The 26,929-nt window shown below is 70.4% G+C and carries 33 protein-coding genes and 2 rRNA genes; 17 read left to right on the forward strand and 18 right to left on the reverse strand.

Translation table 11 applies throughout. The annotated features are described in order from the left end of the window. Positions 1–24 precede the first annotated feature (24 nt). The 3 genes from VGJ14_02325 to VGJ14_02335 are packed head-to-tail and all read right to left on the reverse strand — an operon-like array spanning position 25 to position 2,138. Positions 25–864 carry an rRNA (guanine-N1)-methyltransferase gene (locus tag VGJ14_02325; protein ID HEY2831235.1) on the reverse strand — a complete coding sequence of 280 codons (840 nt, stop codon included), beginning with the start codon at positions 862–864 and terminating at the stop codon, positions 25–27. Beyond that, positions 848–1,813 (reverse strand): zinc-binding dehydrogenase, encoded by a 966-nt coding sequence (locus VGJ14_02330; protein ID HEY2831236.1) that lies wholly within the window; start codon positions 1,811–1,813, stop codon positions 848–850. The genes VGJ14_02325 and VGJ14_02330 overlap by 17 nt, the downstream gene beginning before the upstream one ends. 10 nt (positions 1,814–1,823) lie before the next feature. Then, a complete protein-coding gene (locus tag VGJ14_02335; GenBank protein ID HEY2831237.1) occupies positions 1,824–2,138 on the reverse strand; it encodes a S24 family peptidase in 315 nt (104 codons plus the stop codon). Between the two features lie 68 nt (positions 2,139–2,206). Here VGJ14_02335 and sodN point away from each other — a divergent pair, with 68 nt between their 5' ends. The 3 genes from sodN to VGJ14_02350 all read left to right on the forward strand — a co-directional run bounded on the left by sodN (position 2,207) and on the right by VGJ14_02350 (position 4,017). Then, on the forward strand, positions 2,207–2,599 hold the full coding sequence (gene sodN, locus VGJ14_02340) for a superoxide dismutase, Ni (protein HEY2831238.1): 393 nt from the start codon (positions 2,207–2,209) through the stop codon (positions 2,597–2,599). Positions 2,600–2,711: 112 nt separating this feature from the next. Further along, a complete protein-coding gene (locus tag VGJ14_02345) occupies positions 2,712–3,134 on the forward strand; it encodes an anti-sigma factor (protein ID HEY2831239.1) in 423 nt (140 codons plus the stop codon). Between the two features lie 151 nt (positions 3,135–3,285). Continuing rightward, complete coding sequence (locus tag VGJ14_02350) at positions 3,286–4,017, forward strand: RNA polymerase sigma factor SigF (protein HEY2831240.1); 732 nt, start codon at positions 3,286–3,288, stop codon at positions 4,015–4,017. Positions 4,018–4,023: 6 nt separating this feature from the next. On the opposite strand, the gene VGJ14_02355 is transcribed toward VGJ14_02350, so the two are convergent. Beyond that, a complete protein-coding gene (locus tag VGJ14_02355) occupies positions 4,024–4,392 on the reverse strand; it encodes a hypothetical protein (GenBank protein ID HEY2831241.1) in 369 nt (122 codons plus the stop codon). A gap of 349 nt (positions 4,393–4,741) precedes the next feature. Between VGJ14_02355 and VGJ14_02360 the strand changes: the two genes are divergently transcribed. After that, positions 4,742–4,993, forward strand: coding sequence for a WhiB family transcriptional regulator (locus tag VGJ14_02360; protein HEY2831242.1), 252 nt, complete (start codon positions 4,742–4,744; stop codon positions 4,991–4,993). Between the two features lie 48 nt (positions 4,994–5,041). On the opposite strand, the gene VGJ14_02365 is transcribed toward VGJ14_02360, so the two are convergent. Beyond that, a complete protein-coding gene (locus VGJ14_02365) occupies positions 5,042–6,535 on the reverse strand; it encodes a sensor histidine kinase (GenBank protein HEY2831243.1) in 1,494 nt (497 codons plus the stop codon). A 100-nt stretch (positions 6,536–6,635) separates the two neighbouring features. Here VGJ14_02365 and VGJ14_02370 point away from each other — a divergent pair, with 100 nt between their 5' ends. From VGJ14_02370 to VGJ14_02405, 8 genes are all read left to right on the forward strand, one after another. Beyond that, positions 6,636–7,556 (forward strand): DUF2785 domain-containing protein, encoded by a 921-nt coding sequence (locus tag VGJ14_02370; GenBank protein ID HEY2831244.1) that lies wholly within the window; start codon positions 6,636–6,638, stop codon positions 7,554–7,556. A 31-nt stretch (positions 7,557–7,587) separates the two neighbouring features. Beyond that, a complete protein-coding gene (locus VGJ14_02375; protein HEY2831245.1) occupies positions 7,588–8,742 on the forward strand; it encodes an 8-amino-7-oxononanoate synthase in 1,155 nt (384 codons plus the stop codon). Beyond that, the gene (gene bioD, locus VGJ14_02380; protein ID HEY2831246.1) at positions 8,739–9,470 is read left to right on the forward strand and encodes a dethiobiotin synthase; all 732 of its coding nucleotides are present in this window, start codon (positions 8,739–8,741) and stop codon (positions 9,468–9,470) included. Before VGJ14_02375 ends, bioD begins: the two co-directional genes overlap by 4 nt. 18 nt (positions 9,471–9,488) lie before the next feature. Further along, on the forward strand, positions 9,489–10,523 hold the full coding sequence (gene bioB / locus VGJ14_02385) for a biotin synthase BioB (GenBank protein ID HEY2831247.1): 1,035 nt from the start codon (positions 9,489–9,491) through the stop codon (positions 10,521–10,523). Positions 10,524–10,561: 38 nt separating this feature from the next. Further along, positions 10,562–10,741, forward strand: coding sequence for a DUF3311 domain-containing protein (locus tag VGJ14_02390; protein HEY2831248.1), 180 nt, complete (start codon positions 10,562–10,564; stop codon positions 10,739–10,741). Further along, complete coding sequence (locus tag VGJ14_02395; GenBank protein ID HEY2831249.1) at positions 10,738–12,345, forward strand: sodium:solute symporter; 1,608 nt, start codon at positions 10,738–10,740, stop codon at positions 12,343–12,345. The genes VGJ14_02390 and VGJ14_02395 overlap by 4 nt, the downstream gene beginning before the upstream one ends. A 120-nt stretch (positions 12,346–12,465) precedes the next feature. Then, positions 12,466–13,113 (forward strand): hypothetical protein, encoded by a 648-nt coding sequence (locus VGJ14_02400; GenBank protein ID HEY2831250.1) that lies wholly within the window; start codon positions 12,466–12,468, stop codon positions 13,111–13,113. Between the two features lie 42 nt (positions 13,114–13,155). Then, positions 13,156–13,347, forward strand: coding sequence for a hypothetical protein (locus tag VGJ14_02405; protein ID HEY2831251.1), 192 nt, complete (start codon positions 13,156–13,158; stop codon positions 13,345–13,347). Here VGJ14_02405 and VGJ14_02410 read toward each other — a convergent pair. Then, positions 13,329–13,550: a biotin/lipoyl-binding carrier protein gene (locus VGJ14_02410; GenBank protein ID HEY2831252.1), complete on the reverse strand. Its 222-nt coding sequence runs from the start codon at positions 13,548–13,550 to the stop codon at positions 13,329–13,331. The two genes, VGJ14_02405 and VGJ14_02410, sit on opposite strands and share 19 nt — an antisense overlap. Positions 13,551–13,631: 81 nt before the next feature. Here VGJ14_02410 and VGJ14_02415 point away from each other — a divergent pair, with 81 nt between their 5' ends. Both VGJ14_02415 and VGJ14_02420 read left to right on the forward strand, forming a co-directional pair. Continuing rightward, positions 13,632–14,192, forward strand: coding sequence for a DUF5317 family protein (locus VGJ14_02415; GenBank protein ID HEY2831253.1), 561 nt, complete (start codon positions 13,632–13,634; stop codon positions 14,190–14,192). A 7-nt stretch (positions 14,193–14,199) separates the two neighbouring features. Next, positions 14,200–14,598, forward strand: coding sequence for a DUF393 domain-containing protein (locus VGJ14_02420; protein HEY2831254.1), 399 nt, complete (start codon positions 14,200–14,202; stop codon positions 14,596–14,598). On the opposite strand, the gene VGJ14_02425 is transcribed toward VGJ14_02420, so the two are convergent. From VGJ14_02425 to VGJ14_02455, 7 genes are all read right to left on the reverse strand, one after another. Continuing rightward, positions 14,502–15,404 (reverse strand): hypothetical protein, encoded by a 903-nt coding sequence (locus VGJ14_02425; GenBank protein ID HEY2831255.1) that lies wholly within the window; start codon positions 15,402–15,404, stop codon positions 14,502–14,504. The two genes, VGJ14_02420 and VGJ14_02425, sit on opposite strands and share 97 nt — an antisense overlap. Continuing rightward, positions 15,401–15,859: a hypothetical protein gene (locus tag VGJ14_02430; GenBank protein HEY2831256.1), complete on the reverse strand. Its 459-nt coding sequence runs from the start codon at positions 15,857–15,859 to the stop codon at positions 15,401–15,403. Before VGJ14_02430 ends, VGJ14_02425 begins: the two co-directional genes overlap by 4 nt. Positions 15,860–15,869: 10 nt before the next feature. Beyond that, on the reverse strand, positions 15,870–17,015 hold the full coding sequence (locus VGJ14_02435; protein HEY2831257.1) for an HD domain-containing phosphohydrolase: 1,146 nt from the start codon (positions 17,013–17,015) through the stop codon (positions 15,870–15,872). Further along, on the reverse strand, positions 17,008–18,327 hold the full coding sequence (locus tag VGJ14_02440; protein ID HEY2831258.1) for an HD-GYP domain-containing protein: 1,320 nt from the start codon (positions 18,325–18,327) through the stop codon (positions 17,008–17,010). The genes VGJ14_02435 and VGJ14_02440 overlap by 8 nt, the downstream gene beginning before the upstream one ends. 459 nt (positions 18,328–18,786) lie before the next feature. Continuing rightward, on the reverse strand, positions 18,787–19,080 hold the full coding sequence (gene rsrA / locus VGJ14_02445; protein HEY2831259.1) for a mycothiol system anti-sigma-R factor: 294 nt from the start codon (positions 19,078–19,080) through the stop codon (positions 18,787–18,789). After that, positions 19,077–19,691 (reverse strand): sigma-70 family RNA polymerase sigma factor, encoded by a 615-nt coding sequence (locus VGJ14_02450; GenBank protein ID HEY2831260.1) that lies wholly within the window; start codon positions 19,689–19,691, stop codon positions 19,077–19,079. Before VGJ14_02450 ends, rsrA begins: the two co-directional genes overlap by 4 nt. 133 nt (positions 19,692–19,824) lie before the next feature. After that, complete coding sequence (locus VGJ14_02455; GenBank protein ID HEY2831261.1) at positions 19,825–20,469, reverse strand: alpha/beta family hydrolase; 645 nt, start codon at positions 20,467–20,469, stop codon at positions 19,825–19,827. 20 nt (positions 20,470–20,489) lie between these two features. Between VGJ14_02455 and aroA the strand changes: the two genes are divergently transcribed. Beyond that, the gene (gene aroA, locus VGJ14_02460; GenBank protein HEY2831262.1) at positions 20,490–21,824 is read left to right on the forward strand and encodes a 3-phosphoshikimate 1-carboxyvinyltransferase; all 1,335 of its coding nucleotides are present in this window, start codon (positions 20,490–20,492) and stop codon (positions 21,822–21,824) included. Between the two features lie 44 nt (positions 21,825–21,868). Then, positions 21,869–22,825, forward strand: a complete 957-nt coding sequence (gene rsgA / locus VGJ14_02465) for a ribosome small subunit-dependent GTPase A (GenBank protein ID HEY2831263.1) — start codon at positions 21,869–21,871, stop codon at positions 22,823–22,825. A gap of 2 nt (positions 22,826–22,827) precedes the next feature. Here the strand turns inward: rsgA and VGJ14_02470 are convergent, their stop codons facing one another. Beyond that, a complete protein-coding gene (locus VGJ14_02470; GenBank protein HEY2831264.1) occupies positions 22,828–23,367 on the reverse strand; it encodes a DUF2231 domain-containing protein in 540 nt (179 codons plus the stop codon). A 136-nt stretch (positions 23,368–23,503) separates the two neighbouring features. Between VGJ14_02470 and VGJ14_02475 the strand changes: the two genes are divergently transcribed. Next, positions 23,504–24,277, forward strand: coding sequence for an inositol monophosphatase family protein (locus VGJ14_02475; protein HEY2831265.1), 774 nt, complete (start codon positions 23,504–23,506; stop codon positions 24,275–24,277). Positions 24,278–24,309: 32 nt separating this feature from the next. Here VGJ14_02475 and VGJ14_02480 read toward each other — a convergent pair whose 3' ends face one another. From VGJ14_02480 to VGJ14_02495, 4 genes are all read right to left on the reverse strand, one after another. Then, positions 24,310–25,314 carry an HAD-IIA family hydrolase gene (locus tag VGJ14_02480; protein ID HEY2831266.1) on the reverse strand — a complete coding sequence of 335 codons (1,005 nt, stop codon included), beginning with the start codon at positions 25,312–25,314 and terminating at the stop codon, positions 24,310–24,312. Further along, on the reverse strand, positions 25,311–26,012 hold the full coding sequence (locus VGJ14_02485; GenBank protein ID HEY2831267.1) for a hypothetical protein: 702 nt from the start codon (positions 26,010–26,012) through the stop codon (positions 25,311–25,313). Before VGJ14_02485 ends, VGJ14_02480 begins: the two co-directional genes overlap by 4 nt. A gap of 281 nt (positions 26,013–26,293) precedes the next feature. Next, a 5S ribosomal RNA gene (rrf, locus tag VGJ14_02490) occupies positions 26,294–26,410 on the reverse strand. 104 nt (positions 26,411–26,514) lie between these two features. After that, positions 26,515–26,929 (reverse strand): 23S ribosomal RNA (locus VGJ14_02495); the annotation flags it as partial.

Raw genomic sequence — 26,929 nt, forward strand, 5'->3', positions numbered from 1 at the left:
CGACACGCCTGTGCCCACAACTGATCAGCCCCGCGGGCCATACACCGCGACGTCGACCTCGAGGGTGACCTCGATCGGCTCCGGCAGCGCCGCCAGTCGCGCCGCCAACTCCGCCGACTGGACGTGGTGCGCGTTGGGACCCATGCCCACCACCGCCCCGGCGGCGGCGTGCGACAAGCACATCGAAGACATCACCTGCCGCGTCGTCGACGACGCGAACCACGGGTCCAGGGACGCGGCCAACCGGGCCGGCTTGTCCGGGTCCACCGAGACCAACCCGAGCGGCCCGATCAACTCGGCCAGATGCCCGGGCCCCGGCGTGACCACCGACAATGCCCCGTCCGCGCGCAGCACCCGCGCGTACTCGGCGCCGTTGCGGGGGGCAAACACGTTGAGCACCAAGCCGGCGCAACCATCGGCCAGCGGCAGCGGCTCGCGCAGATCCCATCCGATCGCGCTCGCCCGCGGATGGCAGCGCGCCGCCCGACGCAGCGCGGGCGCCGATGAGTCGACCGCCAATCCCTCGGCGTCCGGCAGCGCCTCGAGCACCGCGGCCAGGTAGTGGCCCGGACCGGAGCCGGCGTCCAGCACCAGGCCACCCGGCCACGCGGCCGACGCGACCTCGATCAGCGCGTCCACCACCGGCGCGAAATGACCTGTCGTCAGAAATTGCGAGCGCGCGTCCACCGCCGCGGCGTCGTCCGCACCGAGCGCAGTGCGGCCCAGACCGCCCGCCAGGTTCAAATAACCCTGCCGGGCCCGGTCGAAGGAATGCCCGGACGGGCAGTGCACCCCGGCCGCCGTCGCCGCGAATCCCGCCCGGCACACCGGGCAGCGCAGCGCGGCCTCAGCGAACGAAGACAACCTTCCCGAACACCTCGCCGCTGTGCATGCGCGCGAAGCCGTCCTTGGCCCCGGCCAACGGGAACTCGCTGTCGACCAACGGCTTCACCCCGGTGTTCGCCAGGAACTGCGCGAGCTGCTCGAGCTCGTCGCGGGTGCCCATGGTCGAGCCGAGCACGTTCATCTGCAGGAAGAACAGTCGGGTCAGATCCGCGGGCGGGGCGAACCCGCTGGTGGCACCGGAGATCACGATCGTGCCGCCCGGCTTCAGCGAGCGCATGGAGTGCGCCCAGGTGGCCTCGCCGACGGTTTCCATCACCGCGTCCACCTTGTCCGGCAACCGCGCGCCGGTCTCGAACGCCGCGTCCGCACCCAGTTCCAGGGCGCGGGCCCGCTTGGCCTCGTCCCGACTGGTCACCCAGACCCGCAGGCCCGCCGTGTGGCCGAGCAGGATGCACGCGGTGGCCACGCCACCGCCGGCACCCTGCACCAGCACGGTGGCGCCGGGTGACAGCGCGCCGCGGGTGAACAGCATCCGATAGGCGGTCAGGTATGCGGTCGGCAGGCATGCGGCCTCGGCCATGGACAGCTGCGCCGGCTTGGGTACCAGGTTGCGCCGCGGCACCACCACCTGCTCGGCGAACGTGCCCGGGTGCTTCTCCGAGAGCAGCGTGCGGCGCGGGTCGAAGGTCTCGTCGCCGCGGTAGTCCGGGTCACCGATCAGCGCGTGCACGATGACCTCGTTGCCGTCCGGGTCGACGCCCGCCGCGTCGGTGCCGAGGATCATCGGCAGCGCCGACTCCTTCAACCCGACCCCGCGCAGCGTCCAGATGTCGTGGTGGTTGAGCGAGGCGGCCTTGACCTCGACGGTCACCCAACCGTCCTTGGCGATCGGCTCGGGGCGCTCGCCCAGCTCGAGGCAGGACAGCGGGTCGTCATCGGAGAAGCGCACTGCGCTGACGGCAAACATGTTCCCGACACTACAGACGCCGTCGCCACGGCCAGATCCGGGCGACCACCACCCCGAGCACATCGACCGGCGCTATCGCCCCCACCTGCCAGGAATCCACGCCGGCCGATGCGTTGTCGCGCTCCACCCACCAGCCCTCCGGCACCCGGTGCACCGCGCGCTTCACCGCGGTCGTCCCGTCCGGCAATCGCACGATCACCAGACGCCCGACCGGCACCGGCGCGCCCTTGCGCACCAGCAATAAGTCCCCGTCACGCAACGTCGGCAGCATGGATTCGCCTGCCACGCGAACCAATTGCACGCCCCGACGAGTAGCGCCGATCATGCGGGTAGTGTCGCGAATGAACCCGGCCCCGTGAGCGGATGGGGCCGCCGCGACGAAGGGACTCTGCAATGCGGTTCCCGCGTATCCAGACGGTGCACGCGCACTGCGATCTGCCGTGTGGTGTCTACGACCCGGCCCAGGCCCGCATCGAGGCGGAGTCGGTGAAGGCCATCTGCCAGAAGTACCACGGCAGCGACGACCCGGCTTTCAAGGAGCGTGCGCTGGTCATCAAGGAGGATCGCTCCGATCTGGTCAAGCACCACCTGTGGGTGCTGTGGACGGACTACTTCAAGCCGCCGCACTTCGAGGCCTACCCGCAGCTGCACGGCCTGTTCAACGAGGCCACCAAGCTGGCCGGTGCCGGGGGCACCAAGGGCTCCACCGACGAGGCGGTCGCGGACAAGCTGCTGGGCAAGATCGATGAGATCGCCGAGATTTTCTGGGCCACCAAGAAGGCCTGAAAACGCCACGCCCGATGCACCGCCGCCGGCCTTCCGGAGGCGGTGCATCCGCGTTCAATGGGTAGGACCACTGCCCGGGTATACCCAGCAGGAAGGAAATGCGGTGACGCAACTGGGCGCCCTGGACGGGGCTGCTAACTCCCCGGCTCCCGACTTCGTGGAGATCCGCCTACCTGCCGACGGGGCCTTCCTGTCGGTGCTGCGTACCGCTACGGCCGCACTGGCCGCGCGGTTGAACTTCACCATCGACGAGATCGAGGACCTGCGTATCGCCGTGGACGAGGCGTGCGCGTTGGTTCTGGTCAAAGCCGTGCCCGAGGGCGAACTGCTGTGCCGGTTCGTCATCGATCCCGCGGCCATGACGGTCAGTGTCACCGCGCCCACCAGGGACGGCACACCCCCTGCCCGGGACAGCTTCGCCTGGATGGTGCTCACCGCGCTGGCGGGCGACGTGGATGCGTCGATCTCCGCCGACCAGCACCTGAGCATTCGAATGCGGAAGGAACGCACCACCATCGGTGGGGCTAACTCGTGAGCGAGCGCAGCGAGCGAACCAAGAGCAGAGCACGCAGGCACCCGGCGGAGGAGCGAAGCGGGGGAGCCGCGTGACGGATGCCGACAGGGTCCCTTCGGATCCGGTTGACCGCAGCTCCGATCTCGCGGTTGCGCGGGAGGAGGCGCGGACGATGTTGGTCGCGCTGGCCACGCTGGAAGAGGACGACCCCGAGCGCGGGAAGCTGCGTGACCAACTGGTCGAGATGCATCTGCCGTTGGTCGAGCATCTGGCCCGCCGCTTCCGCAACCGCGGCGAGCCGTTCGACGACCTTGTCCAAGTGGCCACCATCGGCCTGATCAAGTCCGTGGACCGGTTCGACACCGAGCGCGGCGTGGAGTTTTCCACCTATGCCACCCCGACCATCGTCGGGGAGATCAAACGACACTTCCGGGACCGCGGCTGGGCAGTGCGGGTGCCGCGCCGGCTGCAGGAGCTACGGCTGGCGTTGACCACCGCGACCGCCGAGCTCTCCCAGAAGCACGGCCGCGCGCCGACGGTGGGCGAGCTGGGCCTGCACCTCGGGCTGTCCGAGGAGGAGATCCTGGAGGGTTTGGAGTCGGCCAACGCCTACAGCACGCTGTCCCTGGACGCGGGCGATGGCGGGGACGAGGAGGGGCCGACCGTCGTGGAACAGCTCGGCGCGCAGGACGAAGCGCTGGAGAACGTCGAATATCGTGAATCACTCAAGCCACTTCTGGAACAGTTGTCCCCGCGGGAGAAGAAGATTCTGCTTTTGCGGTTTTTCGGCAACATGACGCAATCGCAGATCGCCGAGGAAATCGGAATTTCGCAGATGCACGTGTCCCGGCTGCTCGCCCGCACCCTGGCCCAACTGCGCCAGAACCTCTTGGTCGGTGAGTGAGGACGCTCAGCCGGCGACGGGCCGCCCGGCGAACACCGCCACCAGCACTGCGGCCGCGCTGACCAACACCACGCCGCCGGCCGCCGGGATCGCCCGCGCCAGGCTCAGCCCCACCGGCAACAAGATCAATTCCCACACCAACACCGGAGCGCGCGCCCACCGGCGGGTAAAGAACAAGCCGCGGGCGGCGAAGGCCAGCGCGATGCCGGTGAGCAGCGCCAACGCGGCCATCAGCTCGGCCGCCACGCGGTCGTCGACGTTCCCGGTGATGCCCTCCACGACGGCCCACAGTCCCAGCGCCACCACGGTCACCGCTTGCCCCAACACCACCAGCGCGGCGACCGTGCCGGGCTCTCGACGGGAGCTCGACGTCATCGTGCTTTACGTTTCATTGACCAACTCCTGAGCCTATTGAGGCCTTATCGGCCGCCGGGCGGGCACCATTCACCGATGATCTCGCTCACCGCACTCCTGGACACCGACCCGGGCGCGCCGCGGGCCAACGACCGCCGGGTAATTTTCGCCACGAAGTCTTGCGCGTGCCTAGCGGGTGGTTCAGGGTGGACCCCGGACGCGGAAACCTACGCCGCAGTCCGTGCCACAGATCACAGAAAATTCCTGGCTCGGTGGCAACTGTTTTAGCTCGTGAACGGGTTCACTTAGTAGTGACCGGCCGGTAACCGGTCAGCCCGCACCCAATTAACCGTCAAGAGGAGCTACACCCATGGACTGGCGCCACCGCGCGGTCTGCCGGGACGAAGATCCCGAATTGTTCTTCCCGATCGGGAACACCGGCCCTGCGCTTATGCAGATCGAAGAGGCCCGAGCCGTGTGCCGCCGCTGCGACGTCATCGAGACATGCCTGCAATGGGCACTGGAGTCCGGTCAGGACGCCGGTGTCTGGGGCGGATTGTCCGAGGACGAGCGTCGCGCGCTCAAGCGCCGCACCGCGCGGGCCAGAGCGAGAGTTCTTTAGAGGGGCTAACCCCTTGCACCCCGATTCGATCGGACCCCGGGCTCCCCGCTAGGGAGCCCGGGGTTCTTTCTGTCGGCTCATCGGAATCGCCAGGCGCACCGAGGTGCCACCACCGGGACGCTCGCCGAGCTCCAACTCTCCCCGCAGTTCGCCGGCGACCAGCGTGCGCACGATGCGCAGGCCCAGATTCGCCGAGCTCACCGGATCGAACCCCGCAGGCAGCCCGCGGCCATCGTCGACCACCTCGACGCACAGCAGATCCGCTTCGCGCTCCGCGCGCACCGCGAGCAGTTGCGAATCCGGCCCCACCCCGTGCTCCAGTGCGTTCTGCACCAACTCGGCGAGCACCATCGACAACGGCGCGGCCAGCCGGCCGGGCAGTCGACCGAACTCCCCGGTGCGCTGCGGGCGAACCACCGCCGCGAATCCCGACACGTCGGTGACCATGGCCAGCACCCGGTCGACCACGACGTCGAAGTCCACCGTCTCATCGGCTGACTGCGACAGCGTGTCGTGCACGATCGCGATCGACCCCACCCGCCGCTCTGCCTCGGCCAGCGCCTCGCGAGCAGGAGCCGAGTCCACCCGGCGGGCCTGCATCCGCAGCAACGCGGCAATCGCCTGCAGGCTGTTCTTCACCCGATGGTGGGTCTCCCGGATCGTGGCGTCCTTGGTGATCAGCTCGCGTTCCCGGCGGCGCAGCTCAGTGACGTCGCGGACCAGCACCAGGGCGCCGACGTGCGCCGCAACCCCGGCCGGCGGGCCGCCACACAGGGGTATGGCCCGCACTCGCAGCGCGGCCGTGTCGCTCTCGATCCACACCGCGCGGGCCACCCGACCGGAGGCCACCACGCTCACCGCCTCGTCGGTCGGTTCCGTGCTGTGCACCAGTTCCGCGGTCAACGAGCCGAGGTGGTTTCCGATCAGGTCGGTGGCCAGGCCCAAGCGGCGGTAGGCGGACAGTGCATTCGGGCTGGCGTAACTGACCACGCCGGTCGCGTCCAACCGGATCAAGCCGTCGCCCACCCGCGGGGAGGAGTCGCTCGCGTCCACCGCGCCCGGCTGCGGGAACCGCCCGTCGGCGATCATCCGGGCCAGATCCCCCGCGCATTGCAGATAGGTCAGCTCCAATCGGCTGGGCGTGCGTACCGAGACCAGGCTGGTGGTCCGCGCGATCACGCCGAGTACCCGATCGCCGCGGCGCACCGGAATCGCCTCGGCGCGCACCGGCACATCGGGCAACCATTGCGGGTCCTGACGCACGATCCGCCCGGTGTCCTGCGCGGTGTCCAACATCGGCTTGACGCCGCGGGCCAGCCGACTACCGACGACATCGTCCTGGTAGGCGGTGGGTCCGGTGGTTGGGCGCAGCTGGGCCACCGCGACAAACCCGGACCCGTCCGCCGCCGGCACCCACAGCACCAGGTCGGAGAAGGACAGGTCGGCCAGCAACTGCCAGTCCGCGACCAGCAGGTGCAGCCACTGCAGATCCTCGGCGTCGGCGGCACACACCGATCGGAGGAGTTCACGCAACGACGCCATGGAGGAGGAGCCTAAGCAACCACGAAACACGCCGACCCGAAGCTCGGCGGCAGGGTAGGTTCGCAAAGGTGCGTGCCAAGGCAACCGGGAGGCAGCAACCGTGACCGACGTCGACCCGCGGGCGCGGGCCGAGGCGTCCGTCGACACGGCCTTCTGGGATCGAGTGGTGGCCACCGATTACGCCCTGCCGGTCGGCGGCAAACCCGCGGATCTGGCGGTGGAACTGGTCGAACTGCTCGGCGCCACCGACCCCCATCTGCGCGACGACCTGGGTCTGGACGTGCTGACCACCTGGGTGCGCCGCAGTGTGTACGACGATCTGCTGCCCGGCCTGGGTGATGGGCTCAGCGACCAATTGCGGGCCGGCCTCGGTGAGGAGGGCACGTGGTCGGTGCTGCGCCGCTCGTTCTCCGCCGCCGCGCTGGCCGCGGTCGTGGAGCGGGACAACGTGCGTCCGCGGGTGGCCCCGGAGACGGTGCTGGCCTGGGGTGATCGCGGGTTGGCCTGGCTGCTCGCCGAGCGGGACCTGCGCAGCCACATCCCCGGCGCGGGTCGGGTGCAGGCGGTGGCGCACGGTGCCGATGTGATCGGCGCGCTGGCCCGCTCCCGTCATCTGGGTGAGGGCGGGCTGATGGTGCTGTTGGACACGGTGGCCGATCGGCTGCTGACCCCGGCTTCGGCGGTGTTCGCCGGCCGGGAGGAGGACCGACTGGCCGCGGCCACCATGGCGCTGTTGCACCGCGACATGGTCGGACTGGACGTGCTCGAGCCGTGGGTGGAGCGGTTGGCGGCGGTCTGGACGCCGGCCGGCCGGCACGGCGATCCGGTGCCCGCGTCCTTGGTGAACACCGTGGCCTACGCTCGCGCGCTGCACCTGCAATTGCTGCTCGGCATTCGCCCACCCAACGGGGTACCCGTCTACGCCTACACCGACGCACCCGTGGCGCGGGTCGAGTTGCTCGGATTGCTGCAGGCGGCGCTGCGCAGCAGTGGACCGTTCTCGGCCCGGACCACGCAGTGAGCAACGCCGGCCGGGCCGGCACAGTGGGGCAATGAGCGCAGCCGGGCCGTTCGACTGGGTGCACGCCCACGCCGCGGAGCGCGAGGCCGCCGGCCTGCGCCGCCGGTTGCGTCCGCGCGCGGCCGAGGAGGACGTGCTCGACCTGGCCGGCAACGACTACCTGGGCCTGGCCCGGCACCCCGACGTGCTGCACGCCGCGACGCTGGCCGCGAAACAGTGGGGAGCAGGCTCAACCGGCTCCCGGCTGGTTACCGGCACCACCCTGTTGCACACCGAGTTGGAGACCGCCTTCGCCGGATGGCTGGGCGCCGAGGCCGCGTTGGTGTTCTCCTCCGGCTATTTGGCCAATGTCGGCGCGGTCACCGCGCTGACCGGGCCGGGCACGCTGGTCGTCTCCGACGCCCTCAACCACGCCTCGTTGATCGACGCCTGCCGACTGTCCCGCGCCCGGGTGGTGGTCACCCCGCACCGCGACGTCGCCGCTGTGGATGCAGCGCTGGCCGAGCGCGCCGAGCAGCGAGCCGTGGTGGTCACCGACGGCGTGTTCTCGGTGGACGGCGACGTGGCCCCGGTGGACGCCTTGGCGGCCACTGCCCGTCGGCACGGGGCCGGGCTGATCGTGGATGAGGCGCACGCGGTCGGCGTGATCGGGGAGCAGGGCCGGGGCAGCGTGCACGCGGCCGGCCTGGCCGGCGCCCCGGACGTGGTGTGCACCGCAGTGCTGTCCAAGTCGATGGGCAGCCAGGGTGGGTTGGTGGTCGGGCCGCGCGCGGTGATCGACCACCTCATCGACAGCGCCCGCAGCTTCATCTTCGACACCGGATTGGCGCCGGCCGCAGCCGGCGCCGGGCTGGCCGCGTTGCGTCTGCTGATGGCCGAGCCCGAGCGGGCCGGCCGGGTGCGCGAACGGGCGCGCGATCTGCACCGCATCGCACTGGCCGCAGGACTGCAGGCCGCGGCACCCACCGGCGCGGTGACCGGCGTGCTGGTCGGGCGCCCGGAGCTCGCCGTCGAGGCAGCCGCCGCGTGCCTGGCCGCCGGGGTGCGGGTGGGCTGTTTCCGCCCGCCGTCGGTACCCGACGGCATCTCCCGGCTGCGGATGACCGCGCGCGCCGACCTCACCTCGGCAGACCTGGACCGTGCCGCGAGCGGACTGGCCGCCGCGGCCGAGGTGATCAACCGGTGAGTGTCCTCGTTGTCACGGGCACCGGAACGGCGGTCGGCAAGACCATCGTCACCGCGGCCATCGCGGTATTGGCCGCCCAACGCGGCGCGGCGACGGCGGTGGTGAAGATCGCCCAGACCGGGGTCCGCGACGATGAACCCGGCGACCTACAGGAGATTTCCCGGCTGACCGGAATCGACGACCTGCACGAGTTCGCCCGCTTTGCCGACCCGCTGGCCCCGGCCGCCGCAGCGCGGTTGTCCGGGCGCCCCGAGGTCGATCTGGACAAGGCGGTCGCCGAGATCGGTGAACTGGCCGCGATCCGTCGACTGGTGTTGGTCGAGGGCGCGGGTGGGCTGTTGGTGCGCTACGACTCCGACGGTCGCACGCTGGCCGATGTGGCGCGCATGCTCGGCGCCCCGGTATTGGTGGTGGTCGATGCGGGACTGGGCACGCTCAACCACACCGCGCTCACGCTGGAGGCCCTGGCCCACCGCGGGCTTGAGCTCGCCGGGTTGGTGGTGGGCAGCTGGCCCGCGCAGCCCGACCTGGCCGCGCGCAGCAATCTGCTGGACCTGACCGCCCTCGCCGCCCGTCCACTGTCTGGGTTAATGACTGCTAACATGGGCGCCCTGATGCCGCGGGCGTTCATCGCCGCGGCCAAGACCGGCCTCGGCCCGTACTTGGGCGGCTCGTTCGATGCGTCAGAATTCGTCCGCAACCACCGGCCAGATCCCCCGGATCGCTAGTTCCCTGGAGGCACGCTCGTGACCACCGTCGTCGAGGCCCCGAGCGAGGTCCGCAAGCTCCCCGAGGTGTTGGTCCGGGCCCGGGCCCGGGTGCTGGAACAGGGCATCGGGCTGGACCAAGCCGACACCCTGGCGGTACTGGCGCTGCCCGACGAGTTCGTGCCCGACGCCCTGGCGCTGGCCCACGAGGTGCGCATGCGCTGGTGCGGACCCGAGGTCGAGGTGGAGGGCATCGTCTCGCTGAAGACCGGCGGCTGCCCGGAGGACTGCCACTTCTGCTCGCAGTCGGGACAGTTCAGCTCCCCGGTGCGCTCGGTGTGGTTGGACATTCCGTCGCTGGTGCAGGCCGCGAAGCAGACCGCGGCCACCGGGGCGACGGAGTTCTGCATCGTGGCCGCGGTGCGGGGACCGGATGCGCGGCTGATGACGCAGATGCGCGAGGGCGTGGCCGCCATCAAGGCGGCGGTGGACATCCAGGTGGCCGCCTCGCTGGGAATGTTGACGCAGGCTCAGGTCGACGAGTTGGCCGAGATGGGGGTGCACCGCTACAACCACAACCTGGAGACCGCGCGCTCCTACTTCACCAACGTGGTCACCACGCACACCTGGGAGGAGCGCTGGGACACGCTGTCGATGGTGCGGGCGGCCGGCATGGAGGTGTGCTGCGGCGGCATCGTCGGCATGGGCGAGACCGTCGAACAGCGCGCCGAGTTCGCCGCGCAGCTGGCCGCGCTGTCCCCCGACGAGGTGCCGCTGAACTTCCTCAACCCGCGACCGGGCACCCCGTTCGGTGACGTCGAGCAGATGCCCGCCATCGACGCCCTGCGCACCATCGCCGCATTCCGCCTGGCGCTGCCGCGCACCATCCTGCGCTTCGCGGGCGGCCGGGAGATCACCCTGGGTGACCTGGGCACCCGCGACGGACTGCTGGGCGGCATCAACGCGGTGATCGTCGGCAACTACCTGACCACCCTGGGCCGCGACCCCGCCGAAGACCTCGCGTTGCTCGACGAGCTCTCTATGCCGATCAAGGCCATCTCCGCCACAATCTGACGCGGCTGGAGATTTCGCCGAGCGGGCGGAGGGTGACTGTGCGTCGTGCACTGAAGTTCCTGCTGTTGGTGCCCATCGTGGGCGCCCTGCTGCCATGGACCTATAACCGCGTCGATCCGCGGTTGTTCGACATCCCCTTCTTCTACTGGTTCCAGTTGATGTGGGTCCCCATCGGGGTGACGATCACCGCGCTGGTGGTGGGGGGCTCGAACGAATGAACACCCACCGCGACGTCAACACCGTCGAGTTCACGGTGTTCCTGATCATCTTCGGTGCGGTCACCATCATGGGCTTTCTGGCCGCGCGGTGGCGCCGCGCCGCCACCCTCGACCACCTCGACGAGTGGGGCCTGGCCGGGCGCAACTTCGGCCCGGTGGTCACCTGGTTCCTCATCGGCGGCGACCTCTACACCGCTTATACGTTCGTCGCGGTGCCCGCGCTGCTCTACGGCGCCGGGGCGCTGGGGTTTTTTGCGGTGCCCTACACCGTCGTGGTCTACCCGTTGGTGCTGTTCGTGGCGCTGCGCCTGTGGTCGGTGGCCAAGGCCCACGGCTACGTCACCGTGGCCGACTTCGTCACCGCCCGGCACGGCTCACCGGGCCTCGGCCTGGCGATCGCGCTCACCGGCATCGTCGCCACCATGCCCTACATCGCATTGCAGTTGATCGGTATCGAGGCGGTGCTCAAAACCATGGGCATCGGTACCCAACATTTCCTGGGCACCGACGACTGGCCGCTGATCATCGCCTTCGCCATCCTGGCCGCGTACACCTACCGGGCCGGGCTGCGGGCGCCCGCATTGATAGCCATCGTCAAGGATCTGCTGATCTACCTCGTGGTCATCACCGCGATCATCGTGATCCCGATCAAGCTGCACGGCTTCGGCCACATCTTCGCCGCGGCGCACGACAAGTTCGCGGCAACGCCCAGCGCCACCGATGGTCTGACGTTGCCTCATGCCAATCTGACCGGCTACTCCACATTGGCCCTCGGCTCAGCAATGGCGCTGTTCCTCTATCCGCACTCGGTGACCGGCCTGCTGGCCGCCCGCAGCCGCGGCACGATCAAGCGCAACATGACCGCGCTGCCCGCGTACTCGTTCCTGCTCGGTCTGCTCGCGCTGCTCGGCTACATGGCGATCGCGGCCGGGGTGAAGCCGATCGTGACCGGCGGCAAGCCCGACCCGAACACCATCGTGCCGCTGCTCTACGACTCCCAGTTCCCGCAATGGTTCGCCGGAGTGGCCTTCGCCGCGATCGCCATCGGTGCCCTGGTGCCCGCCGCGATCATGTCGATCGCCGCGGCCAACCTGTTCAGTCGCAACGTGTGGACGGCCTATCTCAGACCGGGGGCCTCGCACGCCGAGCAGGCGCGGGTGGCCCGCATCGCCTCGCTCGCGGTGAAGGCCGGCGCGGTGGCGGTGATCCTGCAGTTGGAGCCGCAGTTCTCCATTGACCTGCAACTGATCGGCGGGGTGATCATCCTGCAGACGCTGCCCGCGGTGGTGCTCGGCCTGTGGACGCGGTGGTTCCACCGTTGGGCGTTGCTCATCGGCTGGGCCGCGGGCCTTATCGCCGGATTGTCGATGCTCTACGTGACGCCGAACCCGGCGAACCACAAGCATCACTTCGGCGGCTCGCTCTACCAGTTGAGCAAACTCGGCTTCGACACCAAGGACACGGTCTACCCCGGCCTGGCCGCACTCGCCGTGAACCTGGCGGTGGTGATCGTGCTGACCCCGGTGCTGCGCGGGCTGCGCGCCAAGGCCGGCACGGACACCACGGCCGCCACCGACTATCGCCCGGCACCGGTTGGGATCTGATTGCCGGCCGCCCGGCGCGCATCCCCAGTGGTGAGCATGTTGCATGTTAGAAAAACTGTGACAGAAGGGGCTGCCGGGCATTAGAGGGGCGGCCCAGCTACCGTCGCACTGGGGGACGTCATGTCGGGTCAGCACGCCAAACCGAAGCAGAGCGAGCGCCGTGATGTGCGCCGCACCATGGCGCTGGGTGCGGCCGTGGTTGCGGTGACCGCGCTGGCGACCGCCGGTGTGGCCGGTACGGGTGCGGGCGGTGCGATGGCCGCGGCCGACCCCGGCGCCCCGTACGCGGTCTACGAGTTGGGGCCGGACGGCGCGACACCGGTGCCCAGCAGCGGACCGACGGCCGACCCCAGCGCAGCCCCGGTCGTGTCCGCCGCACCGACCCCGGGTACCCCGACGTTGCGCATCGCGCTGGCCTACCAGCGCCGAAACCGGGACCTGCTACTCACCATCAGCTTCGACGGCTACGTCTACAACCCGTACGGGCTCAACGACAACACGCTGGTCGCGTACCCGACACCGGCCGGCCGCAACATCGGCATGGGCGAGCAGCTGACCTGGGGCGATGGCACCGAGTACACGGTCTCCGGCGGCCCGCAGCGGTGCGCCAACCCGGGCGAGCAGAACGTGCTGCACCAGGTGCAGGACAGCTACCAACTGCACAAGAAGTACAAGAAGTCCGGCGAGTACACGATCGGCTACACCTACTTCGCGTGCGGCCTGACCGGCGGCAAGATCGCGGGCACCCTGACCCTCAAGGTCCCGTAGCCGCGGCGCCCGCGGCCGGGCCGCTCGCATAACCTACGGACCGTGAACGACGGCGCGCGGCTGTACTGCGATCGCTGCGGCGAGCAGACCGTGCACGGCGACCACGCGGGGTGCCGCGCGGCCCGCGAGCTCGAACCGCCGCGCTATTGCCCGCAGTGCCGCCGGCGCATGCAGGTGCAGGTCACCCCGCGGACCTGGACCGCGCGGTGCTCGGTTCACGGCGAGATCCGCTGAAGCACCACCAACGGGTCCTCGGCCTGCACCAGATCGCCGACTCCGACCACCACGGACGCCACCGTGCCGGCCACCGGGGCCAGCACCGGGATCTCCATCTTCATCGACTCCAGCACCACCAACGGTGCGCCGACCCGCACCGCCTCGCCCTCCTCGACCAGCACCTCGGCCACGGTGCCGACCAGCTCCGCGCATACCCGCATCAAGGTCACGGTTTCGGAGCCTCCCGGTAGGTCGGCCGCGTCGTAACCCCACCGCGGCACATCTGTTGCGACACTAGCCCCATGGGACTGTTGTTGCTGGTGGTACTTGTGGCGCTGCTGCTCGGCGCTGTGCTCGGGGGGCGCGGTGGCCGCCTCCTCGGGCATCGGCTGGAGTCTCGCCGGCTGTTGGTTGCGGCCTGCGCGGCCCAATTCGGCGAGCCGCTGTCCGGCCACCGGATCTCCTACCCGATATCGATGCTGGTCTCGGCGGTCCTTGCCATCGTCTTCACCATGCGCAACCGCCGGGTGCCCGGCATCCCGCTGGCCGCCCTCGGCCTGCTGCTCAACGCCCTGGTCGTGGTCGGCAACGGCGCCATGCCGGTCGAGGAACACGCGGCCGTCCGGGCCGGTCTCAGCGACCCGGTCCTGGCGCGGGGGCCCCGGCATGAGGTCGCGGGCGCCCAAACGCAGCTGCGGATGCTCGGCGACCGCATCGCGGTGCCCATCCCCGGCCACCGGGAGATCGACAGTCTGGGTGACCTGGCGCTGGCCGCCGGTGCCGGGTTGTTCGCCTTCGAGCTGACCTATCGCCGCCGCCGGATGTTCGACCCCACCCTGTCGTTGCGCCTGCTGCGGGCATGATGAGGAGGTGAGTGGGCGCGCGCTGCTGATCTACGAGGGTGACTGCGGGTTCTGCAACCGCTGTGTTCGGTTCATCTCCCGCCGGATGCCCAGCCGCGCCGAGCTCAAGCCCTGGCAGCGGGTGGATCTGGACGCCTACGGCATCCCGCGCAGCCGCGCCCGCCACGAGGTCCTCTGGGTCGGCACCGACGGCCGGGTGGACGGCGGCGCGCAGGCCATCGCCCGGCTACTGCTGGATTGCGGTGGGATCTGGGCCCTGCTCGGCGGGCTGATCCGGGTGCCGCCGCTGCGCTGGGTCGCCCACGGGCTCTACCGCCTGGTGGCGAACAACCGGGACCGGATGCCCGGCGGTGGGCCAACCTGCGCCACCGACCCGCCCCGCACCGAAAAAATACCGCCCGACTGAACCCGCCGCGCCACCACCTCCAGCGGCGCGAAGGCGAGCCAACAGATGACCACTGGCGCGAAGTGGATGGAGATCGTCGCGTAGGTGACCAGGTGGAAGCCGAGGTAGAGGCACGCCACCGCGCCCAGCGCCCGCCCGCGCAGGAAGAACACGATCGGCGCCAGTGCCTCCAACGCCATCACCACCCACTGAGTGAGGATCAGCACCTCCGGCACATGCAGCAGTGGGCGGCCGAACACGGTGCCGCGCCGCTCAACCGCCCAGACGAAGGTGGCCCCGGTGGGCCAATCCCAGCCGCCGCGGCGGATCTTCGCCCAGACCGACAGCGCGTAGGTGGCCACCACGGTGAGCTGGATGCAGCGAATCGCCCAGCCCGCGCGCTCGTCCGGGCGTTCGTCGTCGCGCCGGGCGGAACCGGCGGTGGGTAGCACGCACAGCGCGGCGAGCAGCGCCAGGTGGTCGTGGTCGACCTTGCCGTAGGACATGCCGAGCATGACCCACTCCAGAAAACCCACCGCGACGATCCAACCGGCCAACCGCGGCAGCCGCCCGGTGGCCGCGATCAGACAGGCGACGATCACCACGGCGCGCAACGCCTGCACCCAGCCGGCCTGCGGGGCGGGCAGATGGAACGCTCGCTCCAGGGCCAGCGGCCGGTAGAGGCCCGCAGGTGACCGGGACTTGTCCACCACGTCGTTGACCAGCATGAGCATGTCGAAGATGACGAAGGAGTAGATCGCCGCGCGCAGCACCGCGATCCGCGCCTTCGGTAGCGCCGGGAAGAACCAGCCGGTGACCCGGTTCACGGCGTCACATCCCAGTGCGTGAACACGTCGGTGCGGTGTCCGTTCGGCCGCCCATGACGCAGCAACGTCACGTCCTGACCCACCGTCAGACGGGTGAGGCCCGGCCGGTCGGGGTGCAGCCGGGCCCAGGCCTCGGCCAGCTCCTGCAGCCGCGAGGGGTCGGCGATGATCCGGTCAAGTTGGCCCTCGATCTCCGCCCGGGCAACGCCGACGTCGCCGGAGGAGGCGATGTCCAGCCGGACGTGGGTGCCCGCGGCGGTGTCCGCGTCCAGCCAGAGGGCATGAATTTCGCCGTTGGGGTCGGTGCGGAACGAGTACTGGTTCATCGGGCCGAACGGGAAGTTGTCGTCCTGCCCCCACGCCGAGCCGTAGAACAGCAACGCGGCCGCGGCGCCCACCGCGCCGAGTCGGCATACCCGACCGGCGGTACCCAGCGGACGTGGAGGCTCGCTCACCCGCGCGAGGTTAGCCCGCGCGCCCGACCACGCCGGAGAGCACCTCGACCACTCGGGGGTCGTAGTCGTAGGCCATCCCGTGCCGCAGCCGCTCCAGCGCGGACAGCGCGGTGTCCCGGGCGGGCGCGTCGCCGGCCAGGTCGTCGAAGGCATTGGCCACCTTGAGGATGCGCGCACCCAGCGGCAGCGTCGGGTCGATCGCCTCGTGTGGGCGCCGGTACGGCTCGGCCTGCCGCTCCACGATCTCCGCGACCTCGGCGGGCACACCGGTGGCCCGCACCACCTTCGCGGCCTCCTCGGCCAACCGGCGCTGCTCGCCGGGATCGACATAGATGGTCGCGCCGCCGTGCACGGGCAGGTCCAGGCTGAGCTGGCCCAGGTCATGCATGAGCGCGGCGTACTCCAGGTCCAGCAGGTCCGCCTCGCCCAGGCCCAGTTCGCGGCCCACCGCCAGGGCCAGATCGCTCACCCGGCGGGCGTGACCCTCCGGGGTATAGCCACCCAGCTCCGTGGTCCGGGACAGCGAGCGCACGGTTTGCCGGTAGGTGGCCCGGATCGCGGTGATGCGACGGAAGGAGAGCTGGGTCAGCAGCAGTGGGGCGCAGAACACCGGGATGGCCCACAGATTCATCACCCCGACAGCGAGGGCAATCAGCATGCCGGTGGCACCGATCGCGGATCCGATGCCCAGCACCCCCGCGAATTCGTCGCGCAGCGCGGGCCGCAGCGGGGCGCGCAACTGCCGGGCACGCATCAATCCGGCGAGCGCCGCGTCCAGCGCGGCAACGCCGATGACCACCGCGACCATGGCTGCGGCCAACAACGGGCCGAGGTGCGAATCCGCCATCGGTCGGAACACCACAGCGGCGGTCCCGATCACCACCAACCGGCGCGCGACGTAGAGCAGGCCGGGCCCACGGCCGACCCACACGTGCGGCAACACACCCAGCACCATGCCCAGCGCGGTGACCGCGACGACCTGGGCGGGGCTGTGTCGGGCCGGTGCGGAGCCGACCTGCGGCAGCAGACAGTAGGCCAGCGCCCCGGCGGCGCCGATCGGCGCCGCCTCCCGGTCACCGGGCAACCGCAGGCGGACGAGTTCGCCGATCGCGATGAACGCCAGAAAGGCCGCGGCCACCGCGGGTCGATCAACCACGCTCGCCCGCCCCCACCGGGTCGTCGTGGTCGAACACCGCGGGCCCCAGCGGGATTTGCGCAACGGCCTCGCCGGGCTCCCAGCCGTGCGTCTCGACCGCCGTCACGAAGGCCTCGACCAATGCCGGGTCGAACTGGGTGCCGGCCCCGCGGCGCAACTCGCCGATCGCGTCGGAGGTGCCGCGCGCCCGACGGTAGGCGCGCGTGGTGGTCATCGCGTCGAACGCGTCGGCCACCGCGATCACCCGGGCGAAGTACGGAATCCGCTCCCCGGCCAGGCCGTCCGGATAACCCTGTCCGTCCAGGCGCTCGTGGTGATGCGCGATACCGGCCAGCGCCTCGTGCAGGAAGGAGATGTCGCGTACCATCTCCACGCCACGGGCGGGATGCCGGGCGATCTCCGCGAACTCCGCGCCGGACAGTCCGCCACCCTTGCGCAGCAGCGCCGTGGGCACCCCGACCTTGCCCATGTCGTGCAGCATGCCCGCGAAGCGCAGCAGTTCGGTGCGCTGCTCGGGCAAGCCGACCTGACGACCGATCAGTTCCGCACCCAGCGCGACCCGCTCGGAGTGGCCGCGGGTGTAGGGGTCCTTGGCGTCCACCGTGGCCACCAGGGCGCGGACCGTGCGTTCGTAGGCCTCCCGCTCCGCGGCGTACTGGCCGAACGCCCAGCGGGCCACCAGCAGCGGCAGCAGCACCAGCAGCGCGGCGAGCGCGCCGACCGGGGAGCTCCACAGCACGGCCATCAGCAACCCGAACAACCCGTAGAGCAGGTACCCGGCCAACCCACTGGACAACGTGGCGCGCAATCCGCGGCGCAGCGGCACACCCTCAGCGAGCCGCAGCACGCCGGCCATCAGGCCGGCGTTCACCGCACTGTGCGCCAGCGCGGCCAGCGCCACCACCGGCAACACCCAGGGGAAGTCGTCGGCGGTCAGCACGGAGTCCCCGCCCAACAGGCGGTAGACCGCGCCGGCGGCGGCCGCGGCCACGGCCAGTTCGGCGGCGTTGAACACCCGCTTGGGCCACGGCGGGCGGGCCGGCTGCCAGGCCAGGGAGCCGAGGGCGACCAGCGCCGCCCCGCACGGACCGAGCAGGATCGCCGAAGCCAACGAGACCGGGAAGCTGGCGGACAGGGTGACCCCGCGAGCCAGCGAGACCGTGGACAGCGGGTCGAGCACCGCGAACAGCGCGCCGATCAGCAGCAGCGTGGAGAGGTCGGGGCGGGTGTGCAGCACGCCGGCCGCGGCAGCTACCGCGACCAGGAGCACTGCGGCGATATAGACGCGGGCGGGCCGGGGCAACGGGTTCACCCGGTCACCCCCCGTCGACACCGTCTCCGACGAGAGTAGCGACGCGTCCGGCTCGGACCTGCGATCCGAACCGGACGTGTCGGGGACCTTTACTCAGGCCCACTTCCAGTTCGAGTTGATCTGCATGGCCGATCACCCCCCAGCGAGTGCCATGGCTGGGGTCACGTTATCCCTGTGACCACATGAGTCACAAGAGAACTACTCCGTCTCAGTGACACCGTGTCGTGGCCGATTTGAGGGCCGGCTCGTCCGCGTGGGACGATGAGCGTCGAATCGGACAGACGGAGGTCTCATGGGTCGCAGGGCGCGTCGCCGCAAGGCACGCAAGCACTCGAAGGCGAATCACGGTCGGCGTCCCAACGCCTGACAACAACACGGGCCGCTCGCTACCGCTCGCGGCTCTAAGAACATGCCAGGGCCCCGGGAGTGATCCCGGGGCCCTGCTGCATTCGGGTGAACTCAGATGGTGGCCGGGCCGTCCTCCGACACCACCGTCACCTGCACCTGGACCTCACGGATGCGGTACATAACCCGGGAGCGAAGGTCCTGGGGCACGGTTTCGCTACCGCAGCCGCGCTTGACCACGTCCTTCACCATCTGCTCGAGGCCGAACTCGCGCAGGCACGGCCCGCACTCATCGAGATGCTGCCGGATGTGCGCGCAGTCCGCCTCGGCGAGTTCGTGATCGATGAACTCGTAGACACGGGCAAGTACATCCGCGCAGGAGGTGAAGTAGGGCAACCCGGAGGTCATGAATCCTCGTCCCTCATGTCCGCGCTGTCGGCACCGGTGCGTACCAGGCCGCGTTCGCGCGCGTAATCCGACAACAGGTCGCGAAGCTGGCGCCGCCCGCGGTGCAGCCGGGACATGACCGTTCCCAGCGGGGTGCCCATGATCTCCGCGATTTCCTTGTAGGCGAAGCCCTCGACATCGGCGAGGTACACCGCAATTCGGAAGTCCTCCGGCAGTTCCTGCAGCGCGGACTTCACGTCGCTGTCCGGCAGGTGCTCCAGCGCCTCGACCTCGGCCGACTTCAACCCGGTGGAGGTGTGGGACTCCGCCCGGGCCAACTGCCAATCCTCGATGTCCTCCGACCCGCTCTGCTGCGGTTCGCGCTGCTTCTTGCGGTAGGAGTTGATGAAGGTGTTCGTCAGGATGCGATACAGCCAAGCCTTGAGGTTGGTGCCCTCCTGGAACTGGTGGAACGCACCGAACGCCTTGGCGAAGGTCTCCTGCACCAGGTCCTCGGCGTCCGACGGGTTACGCGTCATGCGCATGGCAGCCGCGTACAACTGATCCAGGTAGGGCAGGGCTTCCTGCTCGAACCGGGCCGCACGTGCCTCGGTGCTCTCCGCGGTGGCCATCGTCGCAGAGCCTAGGCCACGAACGGATGCAGGACGTATCGGCGGCGCCGCCAGGGCCACCAAGTCGAATCCGTCCGCACGGGTGAGCATGATGGACTAAACCGTTTGACACCCGCGGCGATTCCCTTTGCGGTTAATTCGCCGGTAGCCAGTCCCCCACCGCGGCCACCATCCGGGTCAATGACTGCGCCTGTCCCAGCGCCGCCCGAGCGGGCACCCTGAAGCCGTGATCGGCCTCCGGAACGGCGATCAGCTGCGTACCGGCGGGGAACTCCGCCGGGCCCCCGAATGGGTCCCGCTCGCCCTGGACCACCAGGGTGTCCACCCCGGCGCCGAGCAATTCCTCGACCCGGCTCGCCCCCGGCCGACCCGGAGGGTGCAACGGAAAAGCCAGCGCCAAACAACCGACGGCGCCGAGTTCCCGCGCCGTGCGGCAGGCCACTCGGGCGCCGGCCGAGCGTCCCCCGACCACCAACGGCGCCTCGAGCTCGTTCGCTGCGCGCAGCCCCTGGAGCACCGCGATCCAGGCAACGTCCAGTTGCCGGGGGGGCGCGGCCACCTTGCGCCCGGCCGCCCGCCATGGCTGTTCCACCCGGATGACCGTGATGCCGCGGTCGGGCAGGCCCACCGCCAACGCGTGGAGATCGCGCGCCTCGATGCCGCCACCGGCGCCATGGCCGAGTACCAGCACCCCGGTGGGCTTGTCGCCCGCCGGGTTGATCTCGGCCCGAGCGGGCCCGGTGGGCGTGGCGAACTCGAACCGGTACGGCGTGCTCATCCGCGTAGTGTGTCGTGACGATGAGCGAACGCAGTGAGCTCAGCAACAAGCACAGTGCGAGCGAGCGTTGGGCCGCTCCGGTGGCCGACGGCGCGGTGCGAGCGCTCGTCGCGATGCCCGGTTCCAAATCGATCACCAATCGCGCGGTGCTGCTCGCCGCCCTGGCCGATGGGCCGAGCACGATCACCGCGCCGCTGCGCTCGCGCGACTCCGCGCTCATGCTGTCCGCGCTGCGGGCGATGGGCACCGGCATCGACGAGGTGCCCGGCCGCGATGGTGTCGACTGGCGGGTCACCCCGCGGCCGTTGCGGGGCCCGGCTGAGATCGATTGTGGGCTGGCGGGCACGGTGATGCGCTTCGTTCCCCCGCTCGCGGCGCTCGCCGACGGTCCGGTGCGATTCGACGGCGACCCGCGGGCCCGGCAGCGTCCGATGGGCCCGATGCTCGGCGCGCTGCGTGATCTGGGCGCCGACCTGGACTCGATCACCGGATTGCCGTTCACCCTGGTCGGCCGCGGCGCCCTGCCCGGCGGCCGGGTGCAGTTGGACGCGTCGTCGTCCTCGCAGTTCGTCAGCGGGCTGCTGCTCGCGGCGGCTCGCTTCGACAAGGGCGTGGACGTGGTGCACGTCGGCCCGCCGGTGCCCTCACTGCCGCACATCGGGATGACGATCGCGATGCTGCGGTCGGCCGGCGTCGAGGTGGATGACCGGACCGCCGCCCGTTGGCAGCTGACCCCGGGTCAGATCGGGGCGCGGGATCTGCGGGTCGAACCGGATCTGTCCAACGCCGCACCGTTCCTGGCCGCGGCACTGCTCACCGGCGGGGCGGTGACCGTACCGGGGCTTTCCGGCGGCGACACTGTACAGCCGGTCGCCCGGGTGTGTGGGTTGCTGACCGGGATGGGTGGGGCGTGCACCGCGACCGCGGAGGGTCTGCAGGTACGCGGCACCGGCCGGGTGCTCGGTCTGGACGCGGATCTGGGCGCGGTCGGTGAGCTCACCCCCACCATCGCCGGTCTGGCGGCGTTCGCGGAGACGCCGAGCACCCTGCGCGGCATCGGACACCTGCGCGGACACGAGACCGACCGGCTCGCCGCGCTGGCCACCGAACTCAACGCGTTGGGCGGCGACGTCACCGAGACCGAGGACGGGTTGATCATCCGCCCGCGCCCGTTGCACGGTGGGGTGTTCCACACCTACGACGACCACCGGATGGCCACCACCGCCGCGTTGCTCGGCCTGGTGGTGCCGGGCATCGAGGTGGAGAACGTGGCGACCACCGCCAAAACGCTGCCGGACTTCGTCGGCAGTTGGCTGCGCATGCTGGACAGAGACATTCTCGGGAGGGCCGACTGACCGGGCCCCGCCGCCGACCGACCGCGCACCTCGACGAGGACGACGTGCGGGTCAGACCCGGGCGTGGCACGCGGCCGCGCAGCCGGTTGCGTCCGGCGCACGAGGCCGCCGTGGACGGGCACGTGGTCACCGTGGACCGCGGTCGGATCACCGTGCGGGTGGCGGGGCATGACGTGATCGCGGTGAAGGCCCGCGAACTCGGCCGCCGCGGGCTGGTGGTCGGCGACCGGGTCGGCGTGGTGGGTGATGTCAGCGGGGCGCCGGACACCCTGGCCCGGGTGGTGCGAGTCGCCGAACGCCGCTCGGTACTGCGGCGCACCGCGGATGACGACGACCCGGTGGAACGGGTGCTGGTGGCCAACGCCGATCAACTGGTGATCGTCACCGCGGTGGCCGACCCGGAGCCGCGCACCGGGCTGATCGACCGCTGCCTGGTCGCTGCCTATGACGCGGGCCTGGATCCGTTGCTGTGCCTGACCAAGACCGACCTGGCCGACCCGGCCACCCTGTTGGCGGGGTACATCCCCTTGGGATTGGCCTATGTGACGTCGCGTCGGGATCTGGACCCGGCCGACCTGAGGACCTATCTGATCGGCCGGACCAGCGTGCTGGTCGGGCACTCCGGGGTGGGCAAGTCGACATTGGTGAACGCCCTGGTGCCGGGCACCGACCGGGCCATCGGCTCGGTGAACGCGGTGACCGGCCGCGGTCGGCACACCTCGAGCTCGGCGCTGGCGTTGGAACTGCCCGAGGGCGGCTGGGTCATCGACACCCCGGGCGTGCGCAGCTTCGGTCTGGCCCATGTCAGCCCGGACGCGGTGGTGGCCGCCTTCTCCGACCTCGCCGCGGGCACCGCGCAGTGCCCGCGCGGATGCAGCCACGACGAACCGGAATGTGCGCTGGACGCGTGGGTGGCCGCGGGCCACGCTCCCGCGGCCCGGCTCGACTCGCTACGCCGACTGCTGCGCGCCCGCACCGCGGCGGAGGACGCGACCGGCTGACGTTACTTCGGTGCGGCCGGTGCCGCCGGCGGCGTCGGCTTCGCGCTCGCCTTCAGCTTTTCGATCTTCTTGTCGCTGCTCTTGATGATTCCCTTGTAGCTCGCCTCAGCGCCGGTGTGACCGGCCACCGCGGTGAACACAATCGAGACCACCGCGAGAACCGCGACCACGCCGCCCAGCCCCATGCCGACGAACGGCGGCAGGTTCGGCACCCGGCCCACCGCGTAGACCAGCACGGCCACGATGGCCAGCGCCAGCACCCACCAGAGCAGATCCTTGCCCCACCGCTCGTGTGAGTACTCCGGCGTCGACTGGTCGCCCATGATCCGGAACCGGTCCTTGAACTTCAGACCGGAGCGCACGGTGGCGAAAGTGGTCGCGAGGATCACCACGTTGAGGATCGCCACCGGCCCGGCGAACTTCGTGCGCCAGGCCGGCCACAGGAACACCGCTATCGTGATGACCGAGACAAGCGGCACCAGCACCACCGTGGCGTGCAGGATGAGAATGTGCACGGGCAGGCCCATGAAGGTGTCGAACAACGTCGGCTCCCTAGAGGTCAGCGATCTCGGGACGTGGACCGGCTGGCTGTGCCCCCGGGCAGGGTTACGGCCGCGGGCAAGTATGCCAGCCGGTTACTCGGCCCTACCCAGTGGCTGCGCCGCTAGGCTCGCCGCCGTGCACGAGGATCTGACCCTGGCCCATGACCTGGCCGACGCCGCCGACGCGGTCACCCTGGCCCGCTTCCGCGCGTCGGATCTGCGGGTCGAGGCGAAGCCGGACCTGACCCCGGTGACCGACGCGGACCGGGAGGCCGAGCGGGTCCTGCGCGGGATGCTGACGGACCGTCGGCCCGGCGACGCGGTGCACGGGGAGGAGTTCGCGGACACCGGCGCCGGGCCCCGTCGGTGGGTGATCGATCCGATCGACGGCACCAAGAACTTCGTCCGTGGGGTGCCGGTCTGGGCCAGCCTGATCGCGTTGCTGGACGGCGACGCCCCGGTGGCCGCTGTGGTGTCCGCGCCTGCGCTGGGCCGACGCTGGTGGGCCCGGGTCGGCGGCGGGACGTATGCCGGCACCGGACGATCCGCGGACACCGTCTGCCGGGTCTCCGCGGTGGGCTCGTTGGCCGACGCCTCGTTCTCCTACTCCAGCCTGTCCGGCTGGGAGGAGCGCGGGAAGCTGGACGGCTTCCTCGATTTGACCCGGGCCTGCTGGCGCACCCGCGCCTACGGCGACTTCTGGTCCTACATGCTGCTCGCCGAGGGCGCCGTGGACGTGGCCGCCGAGCCCGCGGTGGCGTTGCACGACCTGGCCGCGCCGGCGCTGATCGTCGCCGAGGCGGGCGGGCAGTTCACCGATCTGACCGGCAGGGCGGGCCCGGCCGGGGGTAGTGCGCTGGCGTCCAACGGATTGCTGCACGCGGCGGCGCTAAATTTCCTCAAGCTCTGAACGGTCCCCCGGCCCTCCCACGGCGCGACGGCTCAGTCGATGACCGCCAACCGGTGTGCGGCCTCGCCGGTGTCGACGTCATCGGCTGCGCCCCACGCGGCCACGCAGGCCGCGCGCAGTCCGTCCACCCGGCTGCCGCTGCCGGACAGCTCCAGCCGCTGATCCCGTACCGTGGCCCGCCATTCGCGCAACCGCACGATCTCCCCGTCCAGCTGCACGGGCTCATGGGCGACAAGCAACCCGCGTAGGTCCTCGGCCAGGTAGGTGGGCCGCCGCTGCGCCGGCGCGGACAGTAGCTGGGCGGGGTCGGTGACACCGGTCAGTACCAGCAGGCTGTCGGTATCGGCACGAGTGGCGCCCAGGATGTCGGTGTCCAACCGGTCGCCCACCACCAGTGGGCGTTGCGCGCCGACGCGCTCGGCGGACTCCCGGTGCAGGGCCAGTTCCGGCTTGCCCGCGACGATCGGGGTGGCCCCGGTGGCCAACCGAATCACTTCGACCAGGGTGCCGTTGCCGGGGCCGATGCCGCGCTGCGTCGGGATGGTCAGGTCGGTGTTGCTGGCCACCCAGGGCAGTCCACGACGCACCGCGAAGGTGCCCTCGGCCAACTGCTCCCAGCCGACCGAGGGGTGGAAGCCCTGCACCACGGCAGCCGGGTCGTCGTCCAGCGAGCGCACCGGACGTAGCCCGCGGGCGCGCAACGCTGCCTCCAATCCCTCCCCGCCGACCACCAGCACCGCGGAGCCGGCCGGGACGAGCTCGGTGAGCACCCGGGCCGCAGCCTGCGCGGAGGTGGCCACCTCGTCCACGTCCGCGGGCACGCCGAGTTCGGTCAGCTGCGCGGCCACCGTCTCCGGGGTGCGCGCGGCGTTGTTGGTGACGAAGGCCAGCCGCATGCCCGCCCGACGCGCCTGCGCCAGCGTCTCCGACGCGTGCGGGATGGCCGTCGGTCCGAGGTACACCACCCCGTCCAGGTCCAGCAGCGCGGCATCGTAGGCCTCCGCCAGTCGCGGCGAGCCGCCCGCGAGCGGGGTCATGCCTCCTCGTCCTCGTCCAGGAACCGCACCCCGTCGAGTTCCAGCAGTCGCTCCGCTGCGCCGGTCTCGCCCTCCGGGTCCACCTCGGCTGCCCTCTCGTACCACTGCCGGGCCTCGTCGTGGCGGCCCGCAGCTTGCAGCGCCGCGGCGTAGGCGAAGCGAAGTCGGGGCGCCCACGGCGCGGCGGCGTTCTGCAGATCCGGCGTCTGCAACGTCACTACGGCGGCGTCCAGTTGATCGAGGTCGGCGCGCGCGCCCGCAACCACCATACGCATCTCGATGGCCGCGGCTCGGCTCAGTTTGGCGACCTCCGGCGCAGCCGCCATCTGCAGCGTGCGCTCCGGGCGACCGAGCGCCCGCTCGCAGTCGGCCATCACCGGCCAGTGTTCGTCGTCCCCGGAGATACGACGGGCGGCGCGCAACTCCGCGAGCGCCTCTGCCCAACGCCCGGCCGCGTAGGCCGCCAGGCCGACCGCCTCTCGGATGACCGCGACCCGCGGACCACACTTACGGGCGGCCAAGGCGTGCGCGTGGGCCAACTCCGGGTCCTCGTCCAACAGTCGCGCGGCCATCACCAGGTGTTTCGCCGCCTGCTCCGCGGCCTCGGCCCGCAATGTGGTGAGTTCGCGGGACACCGACTTGTCCAATTCGGCACCGGTCACGCCGACCGCGATGGCCGGCCCCACGGGGCGGGGCACGAAATCCGCGGACCGGACAGAGCGCCGCTCGCCCCCGCTTCGCGGCGCCGTCGCGGAATTCGCGCGATCCGACCGAGGGCGCTCAGCACGCTTTTCCGTACGACGGGTCGAATCGCGACGCCCGGAGTTGTTGCCGCGCGCACCATTCGATTTCTGTTCGGAGCGGCGGGAGTCTCCACCCCGGTCGTCTCGACGACCCTGCGGATCAGCCATTCCGAACCTCCACGAGAAGGACACAAACGCAATAAAGGCCACCCGAGGGTGGCCCTTATTGAAAGAATGTCCGGCGGCGTCCTACTCTCCCACACCGTAACCAGTGCAGTACCATCGGCGCTGAAGGGCTTAGCTTCCGGGTTCGGAATGGAGCCGGGCGTTTCCCCTTCGCCATGACCGCCGAAACTCTATTGAGATATAGCCTCGCGGTCTTTCGACCGCGCCCCGACCGTATCTCGGGAACCGCACAGTGGACGCGTAGCAATACTTCTCTCCAGAAGAAGAGTGAGTGGTCAAGTCCTCGGCCTATTAGTACCGGTCAGCTCCACGCGTTACCGCGTTTCCACATCCGGCCTATCAACCCAGTCGTCTAGCTGGGGGCCTTACCAGGTTAACCCTGTGGGAGACCTCATCTTGAAGCGAGCTTCCCGCTTAGATGCTTTCAGCGGTTATCCCTTCCGAACGTAGCCAACCAGCCGTGCTCCTGGCGGAACAACTGGCACACCAGAGGTTCGTCCGTCCCGGTCCTCTCGTACTAGGGACAGCCCTTCTCAAGTCTCCTGCGCGCACAGCGGATAGGGACCGAACTGTCTCACGACGTTCTAAACCCAGCTCGCGTACCGCTTTAATGGGCGAACAGCCCAACCCTTGGGACCTACTCCAGCCCCAGGATGCGACGAGCCGACATCGAGGTGCCAAACCAT

The sequence above is a fragment of the Sporichthyaceae bacterium genome, from assembly GCA_036493475.1.
In the GTDB taxonomy this organism is placed as follows: domain Bacteria; phylum Actinomycetota; class Actinomycetes; order Sporichthyales; family Sporichthyaceae; genus DASQPJ01.

Coding starts and splice junctions, on each gene's coding strand:
- VGJ14_02365 (HEY2831243.1), bottom strand. CDS start 6,535: ATGGCGTCGTTGCGTGAACTCCTCCGATCGGTGTGTGCCGCCGACGCC.
- VGJ14_02400 (HEY2831250.1), top strand. CDS start 12,466: ATGTCGGGTCAGCACGCCAAACCGAAGCAGAGCGAGCGCCGTGATGTG.
- VGJ14_02335 (HEY2831237.1), bottom strand. CDS start 2,138: ATGATCGGCGCTACTCGTCGGGGCGTGCAATTGGTTCGCGTGGCAGGC.
- VGJ14_02375 (HEY2831245.1), top strand. CDS start 7,588: ATGAGCGCAGCCGGGCCGTTCGACTGGGTGCACGCCCACGCCGCGGAG.
- VGJ14_02395 (HEY2831249.1), top strand. CDS start 10,738: ATGAACACCCACCGCGACGTCAACACCGTCGAGTTCACGGTGTTCCTG.
- VGJ14_02415 (HEY2831253.1), top strand. CDS start 13,632: ATGGGACTGTTGTTGCTGGTGGTACTTGTGGCGCTGCTGCTCGGCGCT.
- VGJ14_02350 (HEY2831240.1), top strand. CDS start 3,286: ATGTTGGTCGCGCTGGCCACGCTGGAAGAGGACGACCCCGAGCGCGGG.
- VGJ14_02330 (HEY2831236.1), bottom strand. CDS start 1,813: ATGTTTGCCGTCAGCGCAGTGCGCTTCTCCGATGACGACCCGCTGTCC.
- aroA (HEY2831262.1), top strand. CDS start 20,490: ATGAGCGAACGCAGTGAGCTCAGCAACAAGCACAGTGCGAGCGAGCGT.
- VGJ14_02355 (HEY2831241.1), bottom strand. CDS start 4,392: ATGACGTCGAGCTCCCGTCGAGAGCCCGGCACGGTCGCCGCGCTGGTG.
- VGJ14_02480 (HEY2831266.1), bottom strand. CDS start 25,314: ATGACCCCGCTCGCGGGCGGCTCGCCGCGACTGGCGGAGGCCTACGAT.
- VGJ14_02450 (HEY2831260.1), bottom strand. CDS start 19,691: ATGGCCACCGCGGAGAGCACCGAGGCACGTGCGGCCCGGTTCGAGCAG.
- sodN (HEY2831238.1), top strand. CDS start 2,207: ATGCGGTTCCCGCGTATCCAGACGGTGCACGCGCACTGCGATCTGCCG.
- VGJ14_02360 (HEY2831242.1), top strand. CDS start 4,742: ATGGACTGGCGCCACCGCGCGGTCTGCCGGGACGAAGATCCCGAATTG.
- VGJ14_02410 (HEY2831252.1), bottom strand. CDS start 13,550: ATGCGGGTATGCGCGGAGCTGGTCGGCACCGTGGCCGAGGTGCTGGTC.
- rsrA (HEY2831259.1), bottom strand. CDS start 19,080: ATGACCTCCGGGTTGCCCTACTTCACCTCCTGCGCGGATGTACTTGCC.
- VGJ14_02455 (HEY2831261.1), bottom strand. CDS start 20,469: ATGAGCACGCCGTACCGGTTCGAGTTCGCCACGCCCACCGGGCCCGCT.